Source organism: Thalassospira sp. GO-4 (genome assembly GCF_023588965.1).
Lineage (GTDB): Bacteria > Pseudomonadota > Alphaproteobacteria > Rhodospirillales > Thalassospiraceae > Thalassospira > Thalassospira povalilytica.
This window is the reverse complement of sequence record NZ_CP097807.1, coordinates 3,055,139-3,073,594: the sequence shown is the minus strand read 5'-3', so window position 1 is coordinate 3,073,594 and position 18,456 is coordinate 3,055,139. Positions and strand designations below refer to the sequence as shown.

Below are 18,456 nucleotides of genomic sequence, written 5' to 3'. Positions count from 1 at the left end.
CACCATCGGACACGCCACAACGATAATGCCGCCCCGCCAATATTGAGCCAACCGGTGGCACAGGACACGACATGGAACTTACACGGAACAATCTTGGGTCGGAAACCAGCCCCTATCTTCTGCAACACCGTGACAATCCGGTGCATTGGCAACCCTGGAGTGCCGAAGTTCTGGCCGCAGCCAAGGCAGCCAACAAGCCGATCCTGCTGTCGATCGGCTATGCCGCCTGTCACTGGTGCCATGTCATGGCCCATGAAAGTTTCGAAGATGATGACATGGCTGCCCTGATGAATGACCTGTTCATCAATATCAAGCTCGACCGGGAAGAACGCCCGGACCTTGATGCGATTTATCAGAATGCGCTGGCCCTTCTGGGCCAACAGGGCGGCTGGCCATTGACCATGTTCCTGACGCCCGATGGTGAACCGTTCTGGGGCGGGACCTATTTCCCGAAAGAAGCCCGCTATGGTCGACCCGGATTTGATGATGTGCTCAAGACAGTGTCAAAGATTTATACCGACAAGCCCGATGATGTGCGCCACAACGTCACCCAGATATCAAACGCCCTGATCAAAATGAACAGCGGTGCGACCGGATCTGTTCCCGGTCTTGAAATGATTGATCGCTGCGGGCGTGGCTGCTTGCAAATTATGGACGGGGAAAATGGCGGTACCGGCGGTGCGCCAAAATTCCCGCAGCCAAGCCTGTTGTCGCTGATCTGGCGAACCGGGGTCCGAACCGGCGACGCCGATCTTGGACGGATCGTCAAACACAGCCTTGATCGCATGTGCCAGGGCGGCATTTATGATCATCTGGGCGGCGGGTTTGCCCGCTATGCGGTTGATGATCAATGGCTGGTGCCGCATTTCGAAAAGATGCTTTATGACAACGCCCAGCTGATTGATCTGTTGTGCGATGTCTGGCGCGTCGATGGCAATCCGCTTTATGCCCGCCGCATCGAGGAAACCATCACTTGGATCTTGCGCGAAATGCGCATTCCCGGCGGGGCCTTTACTGCAAGCCTTGATGCCGACAGCGAAGGGGTCGAAGGCAAGTTCTATGTCTGGTCAGAGGCCGAGATCGATGACCTTCTTGGCGATGATGCCGCACTTTTCAAAAAATTCTATGATGTTTCTGCCCGTGGCAACTGGGAACATCACAATATCCTGAACCGCACCAAATCGGGGCTTTCGCTTGCCGATGACGCAACCGAGGCAAAGCTTGCGCAATTGCGTGAAAAGCTTCTTGCCGCACGGGCCTACCGCGTTCGTCCGGGCTGGGATGACAAGGCGCTGACCGACTGGAACGCCATGACAATTGCCGCCCTCGCCGAGGCGGCCATGACCTTCCACCGTGCCGACTGGCTTGATTACGCCAAGCTTGCCTTCAATTTCGTCACCAACAGCCTGATGAAGGATGGTCGCTTCCTGCACAGCTACCGCGAAGGCCGTGCCCAGCATGCCGGGATGCTCGAAGATTATGCCCATATGATCCGCGCAGCCCTGCGTCTGTTTGAATGCTTTGGCGAGGATGCCTATCTGCGCGATGCGATTGCCTGGTCGGAAACGGTCGAAGACCTGTTTGCCGATGCCAAGGGCGGCTATTTCCAGTCGGCCTCAGATGCCAGCGATCTGGTGGTCCGTCAAAAACCGTTCATGGATAATGCCGTGCCGTCGGGCAATGCGATCATGGCCCAAAACCTGGCGAAGCTATATGCGCTGACCGGCGACACCAAATACCGTGATCGTGCCGAAATCACCCTTTCGGCCTTTGGCGGGCGCATTGCCGAACAGTTCCCCAACATGCCCGGATTGCTTCTGGCCGCCGAAATGTTGCAAAACCCGGTTCAGATTGTGCTGATCGCCAAGGAACGCAGCCAAACATATCTTGATATGCGCCGGGCGATTTTTGGCCAATATCTGCCCAACCGGGCGATTACCATCCTTGGTAATGGTGATCCCCTGCCCGCCGGACATCCGGCCGAGGGAAAAACCGCGATCGGTGGCAGGGAAACCGCCTATGTCTGTCAGGGTCCGGTTTGTTCCGAACCTGTAACGAACGCAGAAGATCTTGCCAAACTGCTTGCCGGACTGCCTGCCAACCCGGCATAAGTCGCCATCATAATCACAGTCTGCACTTGGCGCCGCGCCAGTACGACCGATAAGTACGAGCAACAAGTGCCACCAATATCTGAAAGTATGTTCCATGCCCCAGATTTCGATGAACAGCCCGGTTGGCGCGATCACGATTTTCGAATTTGATGGTCAGATCGTCGCCCTTGACTGGGGATTTGTCGACGAGATGGAAACCAGTCCGGTCCTCGAAGAAGCCAAGAAGCAGCTCAATGCCTATTTTTCCGGGCAGCTGGATGCCTTTGACCTGCCTTTGGCACCCGATGGTACCGACTTCCAGAAGGCCGTCTGGGACGCCATGTGCAAGATCCCTAGGGGCAAAACCGCAACCTACAAGGACTTGGCGACCGCGGCCGGATCGCCCAAGGCCTTCCAGTCGGTCGGAACGGCATGCGGAATGAACCCGATCCCGATTATCATCCCCTGCCACCGTGTTCTTGCCAGCGGTGACAAGCCGGGTGGCTATTCCGGCCAGGGCGGATTGGAAACCAAACGTGATTTGCTCAAGATCGAAGGGGTCGAACTTGTCATCGGCGATGATCAGGGAAGCTTTGATCTTTAGACCGACCGATGGCTTTTGCAGGCGAATTTGACCCGGCAATTTCACCCAGCGAAATACATAACTCCCCTGCTGCAAATCCCGATTTTCTGACCTACACTCAACCCATTGATGAAACAGACGTTCAAAAGAACGGAACAATGGGAGGTCATCCATGACCAAAGCATTCCGCTTTTACGAAACAGGCGGCAGCGATGTGCTGCGCTTTGAAGATGTGGAAGTTGGCGCACCGGGTGCCGGTGAAGTACGCCTGGCACAAAAGGCTATCGGTCTGAACTATATCGATATCTATTTCCGTTCCGGTGTTTACCCGGCCCCCGCCATGCCATCAGGTCTTGGGCTTGAAGGGGCCGGCGTGATCGAGGCGGTTGGCGAAGGTGTCACCGATCTTGCGGTCGGCGACCGGGTTGCCTATGCCGCCCAGCCGCTTGGTGCCTATGCCGAATCCCGCGTGATGCCGGCCAAGGGACTGGTCAAAATCCCTGATGATGTCAGTTTTGAACTGGCTGCCGCTGCGATGCTTCAGGGCATGACCGCGCAATATCTTTTGCGCCGGACCTATAAGGTGCAAAAGGGCGATACCATCCTGATCCATGCAGCGGCCGGCGGTGTTGGCCAGATTGTCTGCCAGTGGGCAAAGCATCTTGGCGCAACCGTGATCGGGACGGTCGGATCAAAGGAAAAGGCCGAAATCGCCAAGGCCAAGGGCTGCGACTATCCGATCCTTTATCGTGACGAGGTGGTTTCCGAACGGGTGATGGAAATCACCAACGGTCAGGGCGTTGAAGTTGTTTATGATTCTGTCGGCAAAGACACGTTCGAAGATTCGCTCAAATGCCTGAAACGTCTGGGCATGATGGTCAGTTTCGGCCAGTCATCGGGCAAGGTTCCGCCGGTTACGCTGGCACAGCTTGCGCCGGGCGCCTATTTCCTGACCCGACCAAGCATCTTCACCTATAACGCCACCCGTGAAGAGCTTCTGGCATCGGCCGGTGAGCTGTTCGACGTCCTGAAATCGGGCATCGTCAAGATCGACATCACCGCGACCTATCCGCTTGCCGATGCCGCCAAGGCCCATGACGATCTTGAAGGCCGCAAAACCAACGGATCGATTGTCTTTACGGTCTGATTGATCGGATAAATCCGATTGTGGTTTGATATTAAATGATTTTCTGACAAAGGCAGGGTGCATTCCCTGCCTTTGTTCATTTCAGTCCGCCGATCAAACCGGGCGGGTTATTTGCCGACCAATTCCTGGCGATCCTGATGAAATGCGCGCACATCACGCGCAATGGCATCAAAGCGATCCGAAAGCCCGTAACTGACTTCGCGGCACGGGGCGACCACGGCCTCGGCCCAATCGACATAGGCCAGGATCTGCTCTTCGTCCCAGCCAATCGGGGTATCGGTCAGCATCGCCCCGACATTGGCGACCTTGTCAGCCAGACGCACCAGTTTGGCACCTTCTGTCAGGTTGGGCGCGTTTTCGACCTGTTTTGCCTTGCGCTCGTCACGCGGCAATGCCTTGTCATCGCTGACTTCCAGTACGATGTCAGCAATGGCGTCGTTAAAACAGGACGCAATTTCGTCGCGGGTTGCACCGCAATCCTCGATCACATCATGGAGCACTGCGGCACACAGAATGTCTTCGTCGGTATGCGGTTCACATTCGACAATCAGACGGGAAACCTCGATCGGGTGATTGATATAGGGTTCCTCGGCCGGGCCTTTGCGGCGCTGATCCCGATGGGCGCGGGCGGCAAAATCAACGGATTTGAGTAAAAGCTGCATCAAGCGCGATCTGGTAGTGAACGACGATCCCCAGATTCACACGGCTTTTGCATGGTTTCAAGCCTTCATCCCCTGTCGGGACCGAAAAACCGTCCCCACATAGAAATCAGCAATGAAATTGGCGCAGGAGGACACAGGATTTGTCACAGGACATGCAATTGAAACTGACCTTGCGAAATGAAAGCAGCCAAAATCCCCTTCATTTGACCAGTCTTGCCCCGCGCGATGGCTGGAAATCCGATCCACCCCATCATCTTGATGCCAATGAGGCCAGAACCTGCGAGATTGAAACAACAAGCGAACTGGCGATTACCATGCGTTATGGCACCCATCATATCGGCATTCATTTGGGCCATGGCACTTTCAGCGTCGAACCCGGCGATGCGGTGATCGAAAGTCAGAAACTTGACGGTGCGCTTGCTGAAATTACGCTTGTTTTGCACTGATGACGGCCCGGATCTCGTTTACGATGGTTCGGGCAAGGGCCGATAACGGCCATTCGGCGCGCGATATGACATAAAGGGTGTCGAAAACTTTCGGATCATGATCATACACCGTGATTTTCGACTGATCGCGAAACGCCTTGCGGGCAAAGGTCGGCAGAATGGTAAATCCAAGCCCGCGGGCAACCGGCTCAAGAATCAGGGTAATCTGGTTGGAAAATCCGTGGCACGGAATTGATTTTACACCGGAAAACTCGCGAAACACCTGACCAAGCAACCGGGTCGCCATTGATGGGCCATCGGGATGGTCAATGAACCCGATTTCAACAAGATCCTGGTATTCCCTGATCTTCACCCCGGCAGGTAAAATCAGTTCAAGCGGCTCAATCCCGATTTTCTCGGCGCGAAGCCTGGGATCATCGGGACGCTGGGTGACGACGCCAAGCTCCACCTTGTTATCAAGAACCGCATCAATGATATCATCTGTCGGGGCAAAGCGATGATGTATGGCGATGTCACGATGTCGGTCCTGCAGATCAAGAAGGGCTGCATAAATGCCAAGTCCGGAACTGCCCGGTGTGGCGATTTTGACTGCCCCGGCATGACTTTGATCCGGTGATACCCGACGGGCCAGCCGGTGGGCGGCCGCATCGATCTCGGCGGCATAGTGCAAAAGCGCCCTGCCCGCGGGCATCAGTTCGATTTTGCGCCCCTGACGCAGGAAAACCGGGCCGACAACATGTTCGATATGCTTGATATGCTGACTGACTGCGGCCTGGGTCAGGCCAAGGCGATCGGCGGCGCGGGTAAAGGACCCCGATTCACACACCGTGCAAAATGTTTTCAACCAGATTGGCGATATATTCATAACAATATTTTATTGAATAAATAAGTTCTCGTCTATTTTACTTATATCATAACCGATCAAAGCTGTGCCCAACCTTTCACATTTCAGGAGCACAGCAATGTCATCGCATTATCCGCGCACCTTTTCCCATATCGGCATCTCGGTCCCCGATCTTGAGGCTGCTGTAAAATTCTATGCCGAAGTTCTTGGCTGGTACGTCATCATGGAACCGACCACCATCACCGAAGATGACAGTGATATCGGTCAGATGTGCACCGATGTCTTTGGCGCAAACTGGAAATCGTTCCGCATTGCCCATCTGTCGACCGGTGATCGTGTTGGCATCGAACTGTTTGAATTTCCCGATAACCAACGTCCGGACAACAATCTGGAATACTGGAAAACCGGAACATTCCATTTCTGTGTCCAGGATCCCGATGTCGAAGGTCTGGTGGAAAAGATCAAGGCCCATGGCGGCAAACAACGCATGCCGATCCGCCACTATTATCCCGACGAAAAACCCTATCGCATGGTTTATGTCGAAGACCCGTTTGGCAATGTCTTTGAAATCTATAGCCACAGCTACGAGCTGACCTATTCAGCAGGCGCATATTGAACCGCTTGATCGCCAATCATCAGACAATAAAAAACGGGGCCAATCCGGCCCCGTTTAATCATCAGACAATTATCTGTATCCGGCCATTTGCGCCGGATTTCGATTATCCATTCATGGAATCGAAGAAATCGTCGTTGTTCTTGGTCGATTTGAGTTTGCCCAGAAGGAACTCCATCGCGTCCTGCGGCCCCATCGGGTTGAGGATACGGCGCAGCACCCACATCTTGGACAGAACGCCCTTGTCGACAAGCAGCTCTTCCTTACGGGTACCCGATTTAAGGATATCAATCGCCGGGAAGATACGTTTGTCGGACAGTTTGCGATCCAGAACCAGTTCGGAGTTACCGGTCCCTTTGAATTCTTCAAAGATGACCTCGTCCATGCGTGAACCGGTATCGATCAGGGCAGTTGCGATGATGGTCAGCGACCCGCCTTCTTCGATGTTACGGGCCGCACCAAAGAACCGTTTCGGACGTTGCAGGGCGTTGGCATCAACACCACCGGTCAGAACCTTGCCCGAGCTTGGCACGACCGTGTTATAGGCACGGGCCAGACGGGTAATGGAATCAAGCAGAATGACAACATCATGCTTGTGTTCGACCAGACGTTTGGCCTTTTCCAGAACCATTTCGGTGACCTGAACGTGACGCTGGGCCGGTTCGTCAAAGGTGGAGCTGATGACTTCACCCTTCACCGAACGGTCCATGTCGGTCACTTCTTCCGGGCGTTCGTCAATCAGAAGAACGATCAGATAGGCTTCCGGATGGTTTTCCTCGATCGCGTGCGCAATATTTTGCAGCATCACGGTCTTACCGGTACGCGGCGGTGCGACGATCAGGGCACGCTGACCTTTACCAAGCGGTGATACCAGTTCGATCACGCGGTTGGTGGTGTCCTTGTTGCCTTCCTGATCGGATTCACGTTCCATGCGCAACGGCTGATCAGGATAAAGCGGGGTCAGGTTGTCAAAGTTGATGCGATGACGGACTTTTTCCGGTGCATCAAAGTTGACCTTGTCGACCTTGAGCAACGCGAAATAGCGTTCCCCTTCCTTGGGCGAACGGATCTGGCCTTCGACCGTATCACCGGTCCGCAGACCAAAACGGCGAACCTGGCTTGGGCTGACATAAATGTCATCGGGCCCGGCAAGATAGTTTGCCTCGGGGCTACGCAAGAAGCCGAAACCATCGGGCAGCACTTCGAGAACCCCCTCGCCAAAAATGGCATGGTCGTTCTCGGCCAACTGTTTGAGAATGGCAAACATCAGCTCCTGTTTGCGGAGCGTGCTGGCATTTTCGATTTCGAGTTCCTCAGACAGGGCAAGCAGCTCGGTCGGAGATTTCTTTTTGAGTTCCTGAAGATGCATATGTGCGTTTAATGATCTGTGGTTGCCGGAAGGGCGAAGATTTTATGGGATAAGAAGAAGATATGCGGTTGACCGTCAGGCAAGGCACTCAGTCAAATGCTGGGGCGTGCGGACGGTTCCAAACCTTGTAGTTGCAAGAAAGGCAGGGCTTTTCATGTTTCTGGATCGAAACACCCCCGATTGATAACCTCGAAAACGGGAATAGTCAAACCGTGTTTCACGCAATGCAGCTATTTTGCCCGCAGCGTTGTGTAAAAAACACGATTCTGCCGCCAGACTTCGGATATATGGGCACAAAACCTGCAATTAACAGGTTCAACAACCGGTTTGACCCCGCAAATTTCCGATCCCAATATTAGAAATGACTGTATTTGACCCGTTTTTCGATCCCGGGCGGGTCTTATGGATGGCGTTCACGAAGAATTTCAAGCATCCGCCCAAGCTGATCATCACTCAGCCCGGCAATCCGTTCGGATAAAAGATTGGCAAGCTCGGTTGCTTCGGGCTCAAGCCCGGCGGTATCGACGGTGATTTTGGGATGCGACAGCTGGGCCAGACGTTTGATATCGTCAACTTCATCCCACACCAGATTGAAATAACCACAAATCTGCTGCACCAAACCGGGGCTTGGGCGACCGCGATGGCCATGTTCAAGTGCGGAAAGATAGGCCGGCGACAACTGCAACGCCGTTGCCATATCGGTCAGTGTCACATTATTGCGGGCCCGCAATTCCCTGATGCGATTGCCAAAAGGTGTCACGGGCGTCTCCGTTTCAACAAAACATAAAAGGCCCCTGCTCCACCGTGCTGGATCTGGGCCTGATTGATGGCAAGAATGCGATTGCGCAGGCGCGGCGCACTTAGCCATTGCGGGGTGCGGCTGCGCAGAAGGCCGGTGCGTCCATATTCGTCGGCGCGCGATCCTTTGCCGGTAATCACCAAAACGCAACGTTTCCCGGCCCGCCAGCTTTCTTCAATAAAGGCATTAAGCGCATTATGGGCGACATCCTGGGTCATGCCATGCAGGTCGATGCGCCCGTCGATTGTCATTTTGCCTTTCTGGAATTTGTTGGCGGTTGACCGGTCAATCCCGTCCGTCACACCCGGTTTCAAATCGGCAAGGCTCTGTTTTTTGACCTGAGGTCCGCGATCGGCATTGCGCGCCGAAGGCAAATTGCGCGCAGCACGGTTTTCTTCAGACCGTTCCAGACTTTCACCAAGCGTATCCGGCAGAGGAATGGCAGTGTCACTGGTGTGGATGTCGCCGTCAGGATCAAATACCACTTCATCGCCTTTGCGCTTTTTACTGCGCAAGGGTTTGACGTCACGGGTAAAAACCTCCCACAGGGTCTTTTCCTCGTCACTGACGGTACGGCGTCGTTTATTTGTTTTTTTCTGTGTCATTGGGAACTAGATCGACCAATTAAACGCGTTCTGCCGCACTCGATTAATATGTGGATAGGAGGATTTCCGCCAAAGCCCCCTGGGTTCCAGGGGAAAGGGAACACCCGCCACCGATTAATCGAACGCAGCCCGTTGGGTTTGCCATAAAACATCGCCCAAGACCCGGTATCAATTTCAAAAGGCATAAAGCCTTTCCTTTATCGATACCACGTCTGTTTAAACATTTTATTCAAACAGAATGCGATGAATTAGTCGATCCAATCCCCGCCCGGCATCCAAACATCGCCCAAGGCCTAATCGTCGCTTCCGGCAAGATCAATGCATCTGACCCCGTTATTGGAAAGATCAAGCATCGCCTTAAGGAAACTGCCATCAAGGTTGGTCGACAAGCCGTGCGTCTGGCGGTTTTTCACAAAAAATCCGTTACGTTTGAACGCGTCAAGCTGGGCCTGAAGACGTAAAATATCCTCATCCGGTACATCGCCACTGATCGCTATATAAAGATAGCAACTTCGATATGACACGGCCCCGTCGATTTTCGGAACGTTTGCGCCGGTTTCCTTTTGTTCGATCTCGTCAATATAGTGACGCAGCACATTGCCACCGATTGCAATCAGATCAATCCGGTCTGCCAGAAGCATCGGCAATAAAAGTTCTTCGCGCGGGACAATTACGATCTGTTTGGCACCGCGTTCGCGCAAATAGGCTTCGCGGGCCGATCCCATCAGGGTGCCTATACGCGCGCTTTCAAGAATGTCTTCAAAACCGGTATCCGACCAATTGCGGTCTTCAAACCCGTAAAGGTTCCAGATGGTGCGACTGACCGGCCCGACCCATTTGAATTTGTCTTCGCGGTCATCGGATCGGGTCGTTGGATAAATCACATGGCCAGCTTCGCGCTCGGCCAGTTCCATCTGCCGTTTCCAGGGCATTTGCGGCACGATTTCCGCATAAATGCCAGCCTGGGTGAACAGTTCGATGGCAAGACTGTCAAAATAGCCCGGTTCAGGCCGGTCTGACGACCGGACCCGCGGATTTTCCGAAAGATGGATGATATAGCGCCCGTCAAATTCCGCAGAAACCTCATCCGACTGTACCGTTCCCGCCACGTCATCGGCAAAAGACGCTGTGGGAAACAAAATCGGGATGCAAGGCAAAACAAAAAGCAGAAACAGCAAATAGAAGCGGGTCGCAAGGCGCCGGTGTGGCGAACGGAATTTCAGGCAATTCCGTTTTTTCATGTCACGCCTCTTGCTTCTTTAACCAGATGGCGTCTTTGACCTTGCTTTCGATATAGGCCTGATGGGCGGCCAGTTCTTCTTCGCTGATCACATGGGGGCGCGGTTCCAGCCTGTTGGATTTCGGCCCCAGAACCCGCCGGCCGACATTCCCGCCAGAGCTGTCTGCATCCTGGGCATTGGGATCAAGCGACAGACCATGCTGACGTCCACCGAGAAGTTCCAGGTAAACCTGCGCAAGAAGATCGGAGTCAAGCAGTGCCCCGTGCAGGGTACGGTTGGAGTTGTCGATCTTGAACCGACGACACAGCGCATCAAGGCTTACCGGCGATCCCGGAAACTTTTTGCGCGCCATCTGAACCGTATCAAGCGCACGTTCCATGGCAATACGCGGCTTGTTAAGCCATTCAAGTTCCGCATTCAGGAACTTCATATCAAAGGCGGCATTGTGAATGACCAGGACCGAATCATCACCGATAAATTCAAGGAAATCATCGGCAACTTCGGCAAAGACCGGCTGGTCTTTCAGGAAGTCATCACCCAAACCGTGAACGTCAAACGCCTCTTTGGGCATCGGGCGTTCCGGGTTGATATATTGGTGATATTGGCGACCGGTCGGCATGTGATTGACCAGTTCGATACACCCGATTTCTACCAGACGGTGGTCAGCATAGGGATCAAGGCCTGTGGTCTCGGTATCGAGGACGATTTCACGCATGTATTCTTGGATCCGGTGGTCAACTCAGATGATCAACAATGCCCTGAATATATTGAAAAGTTACAGCCCGACCCAACCCTGTTGGGATGACGTAATCGGCCCGTTTCCGTTTCTCCATATCCGGCATCTGTTTGGACAGAATGGCGGAAAATTTTTCATCCGTCATCCCCTGTCGCGCAAGAACACGCTGGCGTTGAATAAACCCTGGCGCTGAAACAACTGCAACGATATCGCAGCGCTTTTCACCGCCCGTTTCATATAAAAGCGGGATGTCGAGTACTACCAGTTTACGTCCGAGCATCCGCTGACTGCGCAAAAAGCGAATCTCTGCGGCGCGGATCAGTGGATGCAATATCGCCTCAAGCTTTTTAAGCGCGCGTCCATCGGCAAAAACAATCTTGCCCAGCATTTGCCGGTCAATCCGTCCATCGCGCAAAACTTCTGGAAAAGCTGAAATCACCTGATCAAAGGCCGGACCGCCAGGTGCCATCAAAAGATGGTTGGTGGCATCCGCATCATGGACCGGCACGCCAAGATATCGAAACATCGCCGCCGCGGTCGATTTGCCCATGCCGATCGAACCTGTTAACCCCAAAATCACCATGATAAGATCACCTTTGCATGCTTAATCAGGTGAAAGAACAAAATCGCGCAGTTCCTGGGTTACTTCGGGATCAATGCCAAACCAGCGATGAAAACCCGGGCGCGCCTGATGAAGCAACATGCCAAGCCCGTCAACAATCGGATTTCCACGGTCTTTTGCCTGCTGCAAAAGGCCCGTTATCAGCGGCGCATAAACAATGTCGGTAACCAGTGCCGATGTCGGCAAACCGTCCAGACCAATATCAAGCTTCGGCTGACCAACCATGCCAAGGCTTGTGGTATTTACCAAAAGGGAAACATCAGACAAGGCATCTGGCGATACCGGCCAATCAATTACCGTCAGGCGCGGATCATTGAATTCCCGCACAAGGTCTTCTGCCCGGGCACGGGTCCGGTTGGCGATACGGATTTCCGGGCTGCCTTCATCAAGCAAGGCAACCAAAATGGCCCGCGATGCGCCCCCGGCCCCAAGAACCACCGCCGGACCAGACGTAAAATCAATGTCCGGGGCTTCCTGACGCAGATTTTCAATAAAGCCGAACCCGTCGGTATTATCGCCAAGCAACCGGCCATCCTTGGCAAAGGTAACGGTATTGACTGCCCCGATACGGCGCGCACGATCTGAGAGCTCATCACATTCCGGCATGGCCATTTCCTTTTGCGGAATGGTGACATTGACCCCGGAAAAACCAAGATTGCGCAATGAAATCAAAGCCGCCTGAAAGTTTTCCGGTTCGACCGGAAGCGGCATATAGCTGCCATCGATCCCGTATTTGGCCAGCCAGTAGCCATGCAGACGCGGTGATTTGGAATGCGATACCGGCCACCCCATCACACCGGCCAGGCGCGAGGTTCCAGAAAGTGTCCGATAAGGTTTGCGGGCTGTCATTGTGCGGTGTTTCCTGCCTGACGGAGTTTTGTCTTTATACTTCTTTGATTTCAAATATCGCGCAAATAGCAAGTAGCATTACCCGGATGATGCATAACAAAAATCGGGTAATGTTGTCTTTCTATGCCTTCAGCACGCCATGATCACGCAAGAAACCGATCAACGGCAATAACGGCAAACCAAGAACCGTGAAATAGTCACCGCGCACTTCGGTAAACAGCTGCGCACCAATACCTTCAAGCTGATAACCGCCAACGCAATTGAAAATCTCGTCGCCGGCGGCATCAAGATACTCATCAAGCCATTCTTCGGTAAAGTTGCGCATGGTCAGATGGGCCGTATCAATGGTGCCCCAAATGCGCGATCCCTCTTTATATATAACAGCGGCCGAAACCAGCTGATGGGTCTTGCCGCGCAGGGCCATAAGCTGGGCCCTGGTATTGTCACGGTCGCGTGGCTTGTCAAACCAGATACCATTGCATTCAAGCATCTGATCAGCCGCAATCACAATCGCATCGGGTTGCTGACGATACATGCGCAATGCCTTCATTTCCGCCAAGGTTTCGGCGGCTTCGGCGGCACTGGCACCTTCAGCCTTCATCGATTGCTTATAGCCTTCCTCATCAATCATCGAGGCCACGGCTTCGCAATCGACACCGGCATTTTTCAACATGGTGTGACGGGCTTTGCTGCTGGATGCCAAAATAAGCCGATGGTTCATGCGTCTTTATATCCTGTTTGAAATTTCATCAGTGACCGCGGCGGTCATACATGGTTGCCAGGATCATGGCAGCGGTTTCTTCGATCGATCTGCGGGTAACATTGATAATCTTCCATCCGCGATCGGTAAAATAGCGTCTTGCCTGATGCACTTCATCACGCACAGCAACCGGATCGACATAATCCCCGCCCTCACCGCGTTCGATCTGGCGCAGACGGTTTTTGCGGATCGATACCAGCTGATCGACATCCTTGATCAATCCGACCACCAGCGGCTTTTTAAGTTTATCAAGCTCGGGCGGTAACGGGCATCCCGGGACAAAGGGAATATTGGCGGTCTTGATACCGCGATTGGCCAGATAGACCGAAGTCGGGGTTTTGGACGTGCGCGACACCCCGACAATCACCACATCGGCTTCTTCAAGATCCCAGCCAGATTGCCCGTCATCATGGGAAAGCGTGTAATCGATCGCTTCGATCCGGCTGAAATATTCCTCGTCCATTTTATGAAGCGCGCCGGTTCGGCCGCGCGACTGCTGGCCAAGGTAACCGGCCATCATGGTGACGGTATTATCAAGAACGTGGCTGTGGGGTACCTGAAGCCGGCGGCATCCTTCTTCGAGTTTGCGGCGAATGTCACTGTCAAACACGGTGTAAAGCACGATACCGGGATTGCGTTCGATATCGGCAAGCACGCGGGCAAGCTGGGCCTCGGTCCGGATCAGTGACCAGACATGTTCATGGGCACGGACATCAGGAAACTGGGCAATGCAGGCACGCGCGACACCGTCAACGGTTTCCCCCGTTGAGTCCGAAACCAGATGAAGATGAAAAATATTGTCTGTGTCGACCATCAGCGATCCGTGTTTCCGATCAAATTCCGGCGATGCAAGCCTGCTTTTTCCACTTTTTGCGCACCAAGCGATTTTTCAAACTTTTTAAAAACCCGGATTTTGGTGTTCAAAATTTCGATCACTACCCGGATGGATAAGGCCCATTCGCCCAACCCGGAGTTAGAGGGGTGGAGTCGGGCCTGTGGACAATTGTGGATAACGGGAGCGACTCCGGCCCGATTTTTTCCACAGGAATTATCCTCCCCCTCATACAAACTTTCTCAAACCAGATGTCCCGTGCGGGATAAGTGATCATTTTTTCCCGTAATAGCAGGGATAAGACGGCAAAAACCAGCCTTATTCACCTTATCCCCATTATTCAAAATCGGCTTTTCCCAAGCTCAGGTCTGGGAGTCGTTCGGAGTCGTACACAGTTTTCCCCAAACCGGTTTGAGATGAATCATTTTTCCCGAGTCGGAATGTGAATAAACTGTGCACTAAATTTAATCCCTGTTATCCACAGGGAACCACCTACAAACAACATCCTTTTTTATTAAATAAGGTTTTGTTAGGCAGAACGTGGAAAACGTCCTGGCACAGGTCTCAGGACAAAATTCACGTGAACGAAACTGGCCTCCAGGTCCTCGGGTCAAAGACCGGAACCAGATAAAAAAGCGATCGGGACAGACGAACAGGAAACCAGATGCCCAACATGACGAAGACTTTCTTGCGCGCCCTGAACGGTGAAACCCTTCCGGTGCCACCAATCTGGTTGATGCGCCAGGCAGGTCGATATCTTCCGGAATATCGTGCAACCCGCGGCGAAGCAGGGTCATTTCTTGATCTTTGCTATAATCCCGATCTTGCCTGCGAAGTCACTTTGCAGCCGCTCAGGCGCTATGATTTCGATGCGGCAATTCTGTTCTCCGATATCCTCGTTATACCGCAGGCACTTGGACAGCATTTGGCATTCAAGCAGGGTGAAGGCCCACAGCTTGAGGCCATCCGCGATGCTTCAGGCCTTGGCAAGCTTTCGGTCGATGGCATTCATAAGACGCTTGGACCGGTCTATGAGACGGTTTCAAAGCTGTCAGAAGCCATTCCGTCCCATACGGCCCTGATCGGCTTTGCTGGTGCACCATGGACTGTGGCGACCTATATGGTCGAAGGCAAAGGGTCCAAGGATTTTGCCAATATCCGTCGCTTTGCCTATGGCGATCCGGACGGCTTTGGCCAGCTGATCGACATTCTGGTCGAGGCAACCACGCAATATCTGCTCAAACAGGTTGAAGCCGGTGCAGAATGCATTCAGTTGTTTGAAACCTGGGGCGGGGTTTTGTCCGAAACCGGTTTCAAACGCTGGGTGATCGAGCCGACCAAACAGATCGTTGCCAATTTGCGTGCTGTTCATCCAGATTTGCCGATTATCGGCTTCCCGCGCGGTGCCGGATTGCATCTGATTGATTTCAAAAAACAGACCGGTGTGACCGGTGTTGGCCTTGATAGTGGTGTCCCACTTGATTGGGTTGCCCAAAATCTTCAGAAACTGGGGCCGGTGCAGGGCAATCTTGATCCGATGTATCTGATCACCGGTGGCGATGCCATGCTCGATGAAACCAAGCGCATTCTTGATACGCTGGGCAACGGGCCATTCATCTTTAACCTGGGCCACGGCATCACACCGGAAACGCCGCCGGAAAATGTCGAGAAGCTGGTAAATTTCATCCGCGGTTACAAAGGATAAATGTCGGCAATTGCTGCATTTTATTTTGTGATTTTTGAAATCAATCAAATCGATTGAAAAATTCAATGCGTATAGTGGGCTAAGTTTGTTGCGCTTCGGACCTGTTTGACCAAAATAGGCCCCGGAGCGCGATGGATTTATAAAATTTCCGGTTTGTCGGGAACCGGTTGAAACACGCTGTGCCATGAAGGATAGCCAAATGTCCGAAACGACGCGCAAGAAACGCGCCATTGTTCTTTTCAATCTTGGCGGACCGGACAGCCCCGAAGCTGTCGAACCGTTTCTGTTCAATCTGTTCAATGATCCGGCGATCATCAGTCTGCCCAATCCGTTCCGGTTTTTGCTGGCAAAACTGATTTCGCGCCGTCGTGCACCGATTGCCCGCGAGATCTATGATCATATCGGCGGCAAATCGCCGTTGCTGGAACTGACCCAGGAACAGTCAGATGCGCTTGAGGCGGCATTGAATGCCGAAGATGACGGCTATGAAAACCGCTGTTTCATCGCCATGCGCTATTGGAAACCGTTTGCCGATGATACTGCCCAGGCCGTCAAGGCATGGGGGGCGGATGAACAGATATTGCTGCCGCTTTATCCGCAATTCTCCACGACAACCAGCGGATCGTCGGTCAAGGACTGGAAACGCGCCTGCCACAAGGTCGGGCTGAGTGCGCCGATCAAGACGGCCTGCTGTTATCCGACCAATCCGGGCTTTGTTGATGCATCGGCCGAGATGATCCGTGAAGGATATGATCGTGCCCTGGCCAAAACGGTCGAGCTTGGCATTGACAAGCCGCGTATCCTGTTTTCTGCCCATGGTGTACCCAAGGCGGTGATCACCAAGCGCGGTGACCCCTATCAGTCGCAGATTGAAAAAACGTCGGCCGCGGTCGTCGAAAAGATGGCGATCGACGGCCTTGACTGGAATGTGTGTTATCAAAGCCGGGTCGGGCCGATGGAATGGATCGGGCCGTCAACCGAAGACGAAATTGAACGTGCCGGCAAAGAAAACAAGGCGATTGTCGTTGTTCCGATTGCCTTTGTGACCGAGCACTCGGAAACCCTGGTCGAGCTTGATATAGAATATGGTGAACTGGCGCATGAAAAACATGTCCCGGTTTACGAACGGGTCCGCACCGTTTGCTCGCATCCGAAATTCATCAATGGTCTTGTTTCGGTTGTGAAACAAACACAGGATGAACTCGATCAAAAAGGCCCGGATGATTACAAGGTCGAAAGCCGCGGCTGGTGGTGCCCGGATGAACATTCCTGTGCGACGGCCAAGCAACCCGGTCTCAAGCCGGCTGGCATCTAGGTTAAAAGATCAATGATTTCAGGCCGGTTTCCTTTCGAAACTGGCCTGATTGCTGTTATGGTTTGAAAAATTTTCCGGACGATCTAACGGCAAGGAATCCCGCAAACCCGAAGCTTTGCCGATCCGGATCCACCCGCCAAATCAGAGAAAAGAGAGAGATGGATACATACAGCATTATCAAGTCCCTGCATGTCATCAGCGTGATCGCCTGGATGGCGGGCCTTCTCTATTTGCCGCGGCTTTATGTTTATCACTGCGAAGTGGCACCGGGCTCGGAAGCCAGTGAAAAGTTCAAGATCATGGAGCGCCGCCTGTTGCGGGCAATCATGAACCCGGCAATGATCGCAACCTGGCTGTTTGGTGGATATCTGGTGCATGCAGCTGGTGTGATGTCGGACGGCTGGTTCCACGTAAAACTGTTATGCGTTGTTCTGATGACCGCATCACATATGATGATGGCGCGTTATCGCCGTGCGTTTGAAGCGGACGCCAACGAGAAATCGCAGAAATTTTTCCGTATTCTCAATGAAGTACCGACGATCCTGATGATCATTGTCGTCTTTATGGTGATCGTCCGCCCGTTCTGATTGACAGGCCGGCGGCCCGTTAGTTCAAAAACGTTTCGATTTTAAAATAAAAAGGCCGCCAAACCGGCGGCCTTTGTTTTGGTATCGAACCAAATAGATGTTTACAGGGTCAATCAGGCATTTCCAGCCGGCTGACCTTCCATCTGTTTGGCGAATTTCTTGCGGAAAAGATCAGCAAAATCAATCTGCTGCATCATCAGCGGCGGGAAGCCACCATCAGCAGTCAGGTCAGCGACGATTTTGCGAACATAGGGGAACAGCAGGCGCGGAACTTCGATCATCAGAACCGGCAGGCGATGTTCGTCAGACACATTCAGGGTGACGACACAGCCATACTGCAGTTCGGCAATGAAGGCGACCTTGTCACCAACGTCAGCTTTGACATTGATCTTGATGGTGACTTCATGAAGTTTCTGATCCTGGGTGGTGCGTGCCTCGACATCGACATCGATGTTGATTTTCGGCTGCTGCTGCAGGGCAACGCTTTCCGGTGCATTCGGATTTTCAAACGAAAGATCCTTGATGTACTGGGTATGGATCGTGATCGGATTTGCGGCCGGCTGCTGCTGTTGTGCGCCGCCTTCTGCACCGGTGGTATTCTCGGCCATTAAAGTCTAGCTCCCTTGAGTCTTGTAATCCTAGTCAGAAAAA

20 protein-coding genes are annotated in these 18,456 nt (G+C 53.1%); 8 read left to right on the top strand and 12 right to left on the bottom strand.

Translation table 11 applies throughout. The annotated features are described in order from the left end of the window. The first annotated feature begins 71 nt into the window (after nucleotides 1-71). From M9H61_RS14250 to M9H61_RS14240, 3 genes are all read left to right on the top strand, one after another. The gene (locus M9H61_RS14250) at nucleotides 72-2,111 is read left to right on the top strand and encodes a thioredoxin domain-containing protein (RefSeq protein ID WP_250281164.1); all 2,040 of its coding nucleotides are present in this window, start codon (nucleotides 72-74) and stop codon (nucleotides 2,109-2,111) included. Between the two features lie 94 nt (nucleotides 2,112-2,205). Next, nucleotides 2,206-2,694, top strand: a complete 489-nt coding sequence (locus tag M9H61_RS14245) for a methylated-DNA--[protein]-cysteine S-methyltransferase (RefSeq protein ID WP_250281162.1) — start codon at nucleotides 2,206-2,208, stop codon at nucleotides 2,692-2,694. Between the two features lie 151 nt (nucleotides 2,695-2,845). After that, nucleotides 2,846-3,820: a quinone oxidoreductase gene (locus M9H61_RS14240; RefSeq protein WP_101246674.1), complete on the top strand. Its 975-nt coding sequence runs from the start codon at nucleotides 2,846-2,848 to the stop codon at nucleotides 3,818-3,820. Nucleotides 3,821-3,927: 107 nt separating this feature from the next. On the opposite strand, the gene M9H61_RS14235 is transcribed toward M9H61_RS14240, so the two are convergent. Then, the gene (locus M9H61_RS14235; protein WP_114112115.1) at nucleotides 3,928-4,482 is read right to left on the bottom strand and encodes an HD domain-containing protein; all 555 of its coding nucleotides are present in this window, start codon (nucleotides 4,480-4,482) and stop codon (nucleotides 3,928-3,930) included. A 152-nt stretch (nucleotides 4,483-4,634) separates the two neighbouring features. Between M9H61_RS14235 and M9H61_RS14230 the strand changes: the two genes are divergently transcribed. Further along, nucleotides 4,635-4,928, top strand: coding sequence for a hypothetical protein (locus M9H61_RS14230; RefSeq protein WP_250281160.1), 294 nt, complete (start codon nucleotides 4,635-4,637; stop codon nucleotides 4,926-4,928). Here the strand turns inward: M9H61_RS14230 and M9H61_RS14225 are convergent. Beyond that, a complete protein-coding gene (locus tag M9H61_RS14225) occupies nucleotides 4,909-5,793 on the bottom strand; it encodes a LysR family transcriptional regulator (RefSeq protein WP_250281158.1) in 885 nt (294 codons plus the stop codon). The two genes, M9H61_RS14230 and M9H61_RS14225, sit on opposite strands and share 20 nt — an antisense overlap. A 97-nt stretch (nucleotides 5,794-5,890) precedes the next feature. Between M9H61_RS14225 and M9H61_RS14220 the strand changes: the two genes are divergently transcribed. Beyond that, nucleotides 5,891-6,388 (top strand): lactoylglutathione lyase family protein, encoded by a 498-nt coding sequence (locus M9H61_RS14220; RefSeq protein ID WP_250281156.1) that lies wholly within the window; start codon nucleotides 5,891-5,893, stop codon nucleotides 6,386-6,388. Between the two features lie 103 nt (nucleotides 6,389-6,491). Here the strand turns inward: M9H61_RS14220 and rho are convergent, their stop codons facing one another. The 9 genes from rho to M9H61_RS14175 form a co-directional block, all read right to left on the bottom strand. Further along, on the bottom strand, nucleotides 6,492-7,754 hold the full coding sequence (gene rho / locus M9H61_RS14215) for a transcription termination factor Rho (RefSeq protein WP_101246679.1): 1,263 nt from the start codon (nucleotides 7,752-7,754) through the stop codon (nucleotides 6,492-6,494). A gap of 400 nt (nucleotides 7,755-8,154) precedes the next feature. Beyond that, complete coding sequence (locus M9H61_RS14210) at nucleotides 8,155-8,514, bottom strand: helix-turn-helix domain-containing protein (RefSeq protein ID WP_101246680.1); 360 nt, start codon at nucleotides 8,512-8,514, stop codon at nucleotides 8,155-8,157. After that, nucleotides 8,511-9,158, bottom strand: a complete 648-nt coding sequence (locus M9H61_RS14205; protein WP_250281154.1) for a Smr/MutS family protein — start codon at nucleotides 9,156-9,158, stop codon at nucleotides 8,511-8,513. The genes M9H61_RS14210 and M9H61_RS14205 overlap by 4 nt, the downstream gene beginning before the upstream one ends. Before the next feature lie 293 nt (nucleotides 9,159-9,451). Beyond that, a complete protein-coding gene (locus M9H61_RS14200; RefSeq protein WP_250281152.1) occupies nucleotides 9,452-10,399 on the bottom strand; it encodes an ABC transporter substrate-binding protein in 948 nt (315 codons plus the stop codon). Between the two features lies 1 nt (nucleotide 10,400). Continuing rightward, entirely contained in the window at nucleotides 10,401-11,114 is a 714-nt protein-coding gene (gene dnaQ / locus M9H61_RS14195; RefSeq protein ID WP_101246683.1) for a DNA polymerase III subunit epsilon, read from the bottom strand. Between the two features lie 19 nt (nucleotides 11,115-11,133). Beyond that, a complete protein-coding gene (gene coaE / locus M9H61_RS14190) occupies nucleotides 11,134-11,661 on the bottom strand; it encodes a dephospho-CoA kinase (protein WP_250285062.1) in 528 nt (175 codons plus the stop codon). A 78-nt stretch (nucleotides 11,662-11,739) separates the two neighbouring features. Continuing rightward, a complete protein-coding gene (locus tag M9H61_RS14185; protein WP_250281150.1) occupies nucleotides 11,740-12,606 on the bottom strand; it encodes a shikimate dehydrogenase in 867 nt (288 codons plus the stop codon). A gap of 121 nt (nucleotides 12,607-12,727) precedes the next feature. Continuing rightward, on the bottom strand, nucleotides 12,728-13,327 hold the full coding sequence (locus M9H61_RS14180; protein ID WP_114112121.1) for a nucleoside triphosphate pyrophosphatase: 600 nt from the start codon (nucleotides 13,325-13,327) through the stop codon (nucleotides 12,728-12,730). Nucleotides 13,328-13,355: 28 nt separating this feature from the next. Beyond that, a complete protein-coding gene (locus M9H61_RS14175; RefSeq protein ID WP_101246687.1) occupies nucleotides 13,356-14,180 on the bottom strand; it encodes a pyruvate, water dikinase regulatory protein in 825 nt (274 codons plus the stop codon). Between the two features lie 682 nt (nucleotides 14,181-14,862). Between M9H61_RS14175 and hemE the strand changes: the two genes are divergently transcribed. The 3 genes from hemE to hemJ all read left to right on the top strand — a co-directional run bounded on the left by hemE (nucleotide 14,863) and on the right by hemJ (nucleotide 17,805). Then, complete coding sequence (hemE, locus tag M9H61_RS14170) at nucleotides 14,863-15,903, top strand: uroporphyrinogen decarboxylase (protein ID WP_250281148.1); 1,041 nt, start codon at nucleotides 14,863-14,865, stop codon at nucleotides 15,901-15,903. A gap of 199 nt (nucleotides 15,904-16,102) precedes the next feature. Further along, the gene (gene hemH / locus M9H61_RS14165) at nucleotides 16,103-17,218 is read left to right on the top strand and encodes a ferrochelatase (protein WP_250281146.1); all 1,116 of its coding nucleotides are present in this window, start codon (nucleotides 16,103-16,105) and stop codon (nucleotides 17,216-17,218) included. A gap of 158 nt (nucleotides 17,219-17,376) precedes the next feature. Beyond that, nucleotides 17,377-17,805: a protoporphyrinogen oxidase HemJ gene (gene hemJ, locus M9H61_RS14160; protein ID WP_250281140.1), complete on the top strand. Its 429-nt coding sequence runs from the start codon at nucleotides 17,377-17,379 to the stop codon at nucleotides 17,803-17,805. Between the two features lie 113 nt (nucleotides 17,806-17,918). Here the strand turns inward: hemJ and secB are convergent, their stop codons facing one another. Continuing rightward, nucleotides 17,919-18,413 (bottom strand): protein-export chaperone SecB, encoded by a 495-nt coding sequence (gene secB, locus M9H61_RS14155; RefSeq protein ID WP_101246690.1) that lies wholly within the window; start codon nucleotides 18,411-18,413, stop codon nucleotides 17,919-17,921. Between the last annotated feature and the right edge of the window lie 43 nt (nucleotides 18,414-18,456).

What these genes read in the sequence shown, in the direction of transcription:
- M9H61_RS14250 (WP_250281164.1), top strand. Translation starts at nt 72, where the DNA reads ATGGAACTTACACGGAACAATCTTGGGTCGGAAACCAGCCCCTATCTT.
- M9H61_RS14245 (WP_250281162.1), top strand. Translation starts at nt 2,206, where the DNA reads ATGCCCCAGATTTCGATGAACAGCCCGGTTGGCGCGATCACGATTTTC.
- M9H61_RS14240 (WP_101246674.1), top strand. Translation starts at nt 2,846, where the DNA reads ATGACCAAAGCATTCCGCTTTTACGAAACAGGCGGCAGCGATGTGCTG.
- M9H61_RS14235 (WP_114112115.1), bottom strand. Translation starts at nt 4,482, where the DNA reads ATGCAGCTTTTACTCAAATCCGTTGATTTTGCCGCCCGCGCCCATCGG.
- M9H61_RS14230 (WP_250281160.1), top strand. Translation starts at nt 4,635, where the DNA reads ATGCAATTGAAACTGACCTTGCGAAATGAAAGCAGCCAAAATCCCCTT.
- M9H61_RS14225 (WP_250281158.1), bottom strand. Translation starts at nt 5,793, where the DNA reads ATGAATATATCGCCAATCTGGTTGAAAACATTTTGCACGGTGTGTGAA.
- M9H61_RS14220 (WP_250281156.1), top strand. Translation starts at nt 5,891, where the DNA reads ATGTCATCGCATTATCCGCGCACCTTTTCCCATATCGGCATCTCGGTC.
- rho (WP_101246679.1), bottom strand. Translation starts at nt 7,754, where the DNA reads ATGCATCTTCAGGAACTCAAAAAGAAATCTCCGACCGAGCTGCTTGCC.
- M9H61_RS14205 (WP_250281154.1), bottom strand. Translation starts at nt 9,158, where the DNA reads ATGACACAGAAAAAAACAAATAAACGACGCCGTACCGTCAGTGACGAG.
- M9H61_RS14200 (WP_250281152.1), bottom strand. Translation starts at nt 10,399, where the DNA reads ATGAAAAAACGGAATTGCCTGAAATTCCGTTCGCCACACCGGCGCCTT.
- dnaQ (WP_101246683.1), bottom strand. Translation starts at nt 11,114, where the DNA reads ATGCGTGAAATCGTCCTCGATACCGAGACCACAGGCCTTGATCCCTAT.
- coaE (WP_250285062.1), bottom strand. Translation starts at nt 11,661, where the DNA reads ATGTTTCGATATCTTGGCGTGCCGGTCCATGATGCGGATGCCACCAAC.
- M9H61_RS14185 (WP_250281150.1), bottom strand. Translation starts at nt 12,606, where the DNA reads ATGACAGCCCGCAAACCTTATCGGACACTTTCTGGAACCTCGCGCCTG.
- M9H61_RS14180 (WP_114112121.1), bottom strand. Translation starts at nt 13,327, where the DNA reads ATGAACCATCGGCTTATTTTGGCATCCAGCAGCAAAGCCCGTCACACC.
- M9H61_RS14175 (WP_101246687.1), bottom strand. Translation starts at nt 14,180, where the DNA reads ATGGTCGACACAGACAATATTTTTCATCTTCATCTGGTTTCGGACTCA.
- hemE (WP_250281148.1), top strand. Translation starts at nt 14,863, where the DNA reads ATGCCCAACATGACGAAGACTTTCTTGCGCGCCCTGAACGGTGAAACC.
- hemH (WP_250281146.1), top strand. Translation starts at nt 16,103, where the DNA reads ATGTCCGAAACGACGCGCAAGAAACGCGCCATTGTTCTTTTCAATCTT.
- hemJ (WP_250281140.1), top strand. Translation starts at nt 17,377, where the DNA reads ATGGATACATACAGCATTATCAAGTCCCTGCATGTCATCAGCGTGATC.
- secB (WP_101246690.1), bottom strand. Translation starts at nt 18,413, where the DNA reads ATGGCCGAGAATACCACCGGTGCAGAAGGCGGCGCACAACAGCAGCAG.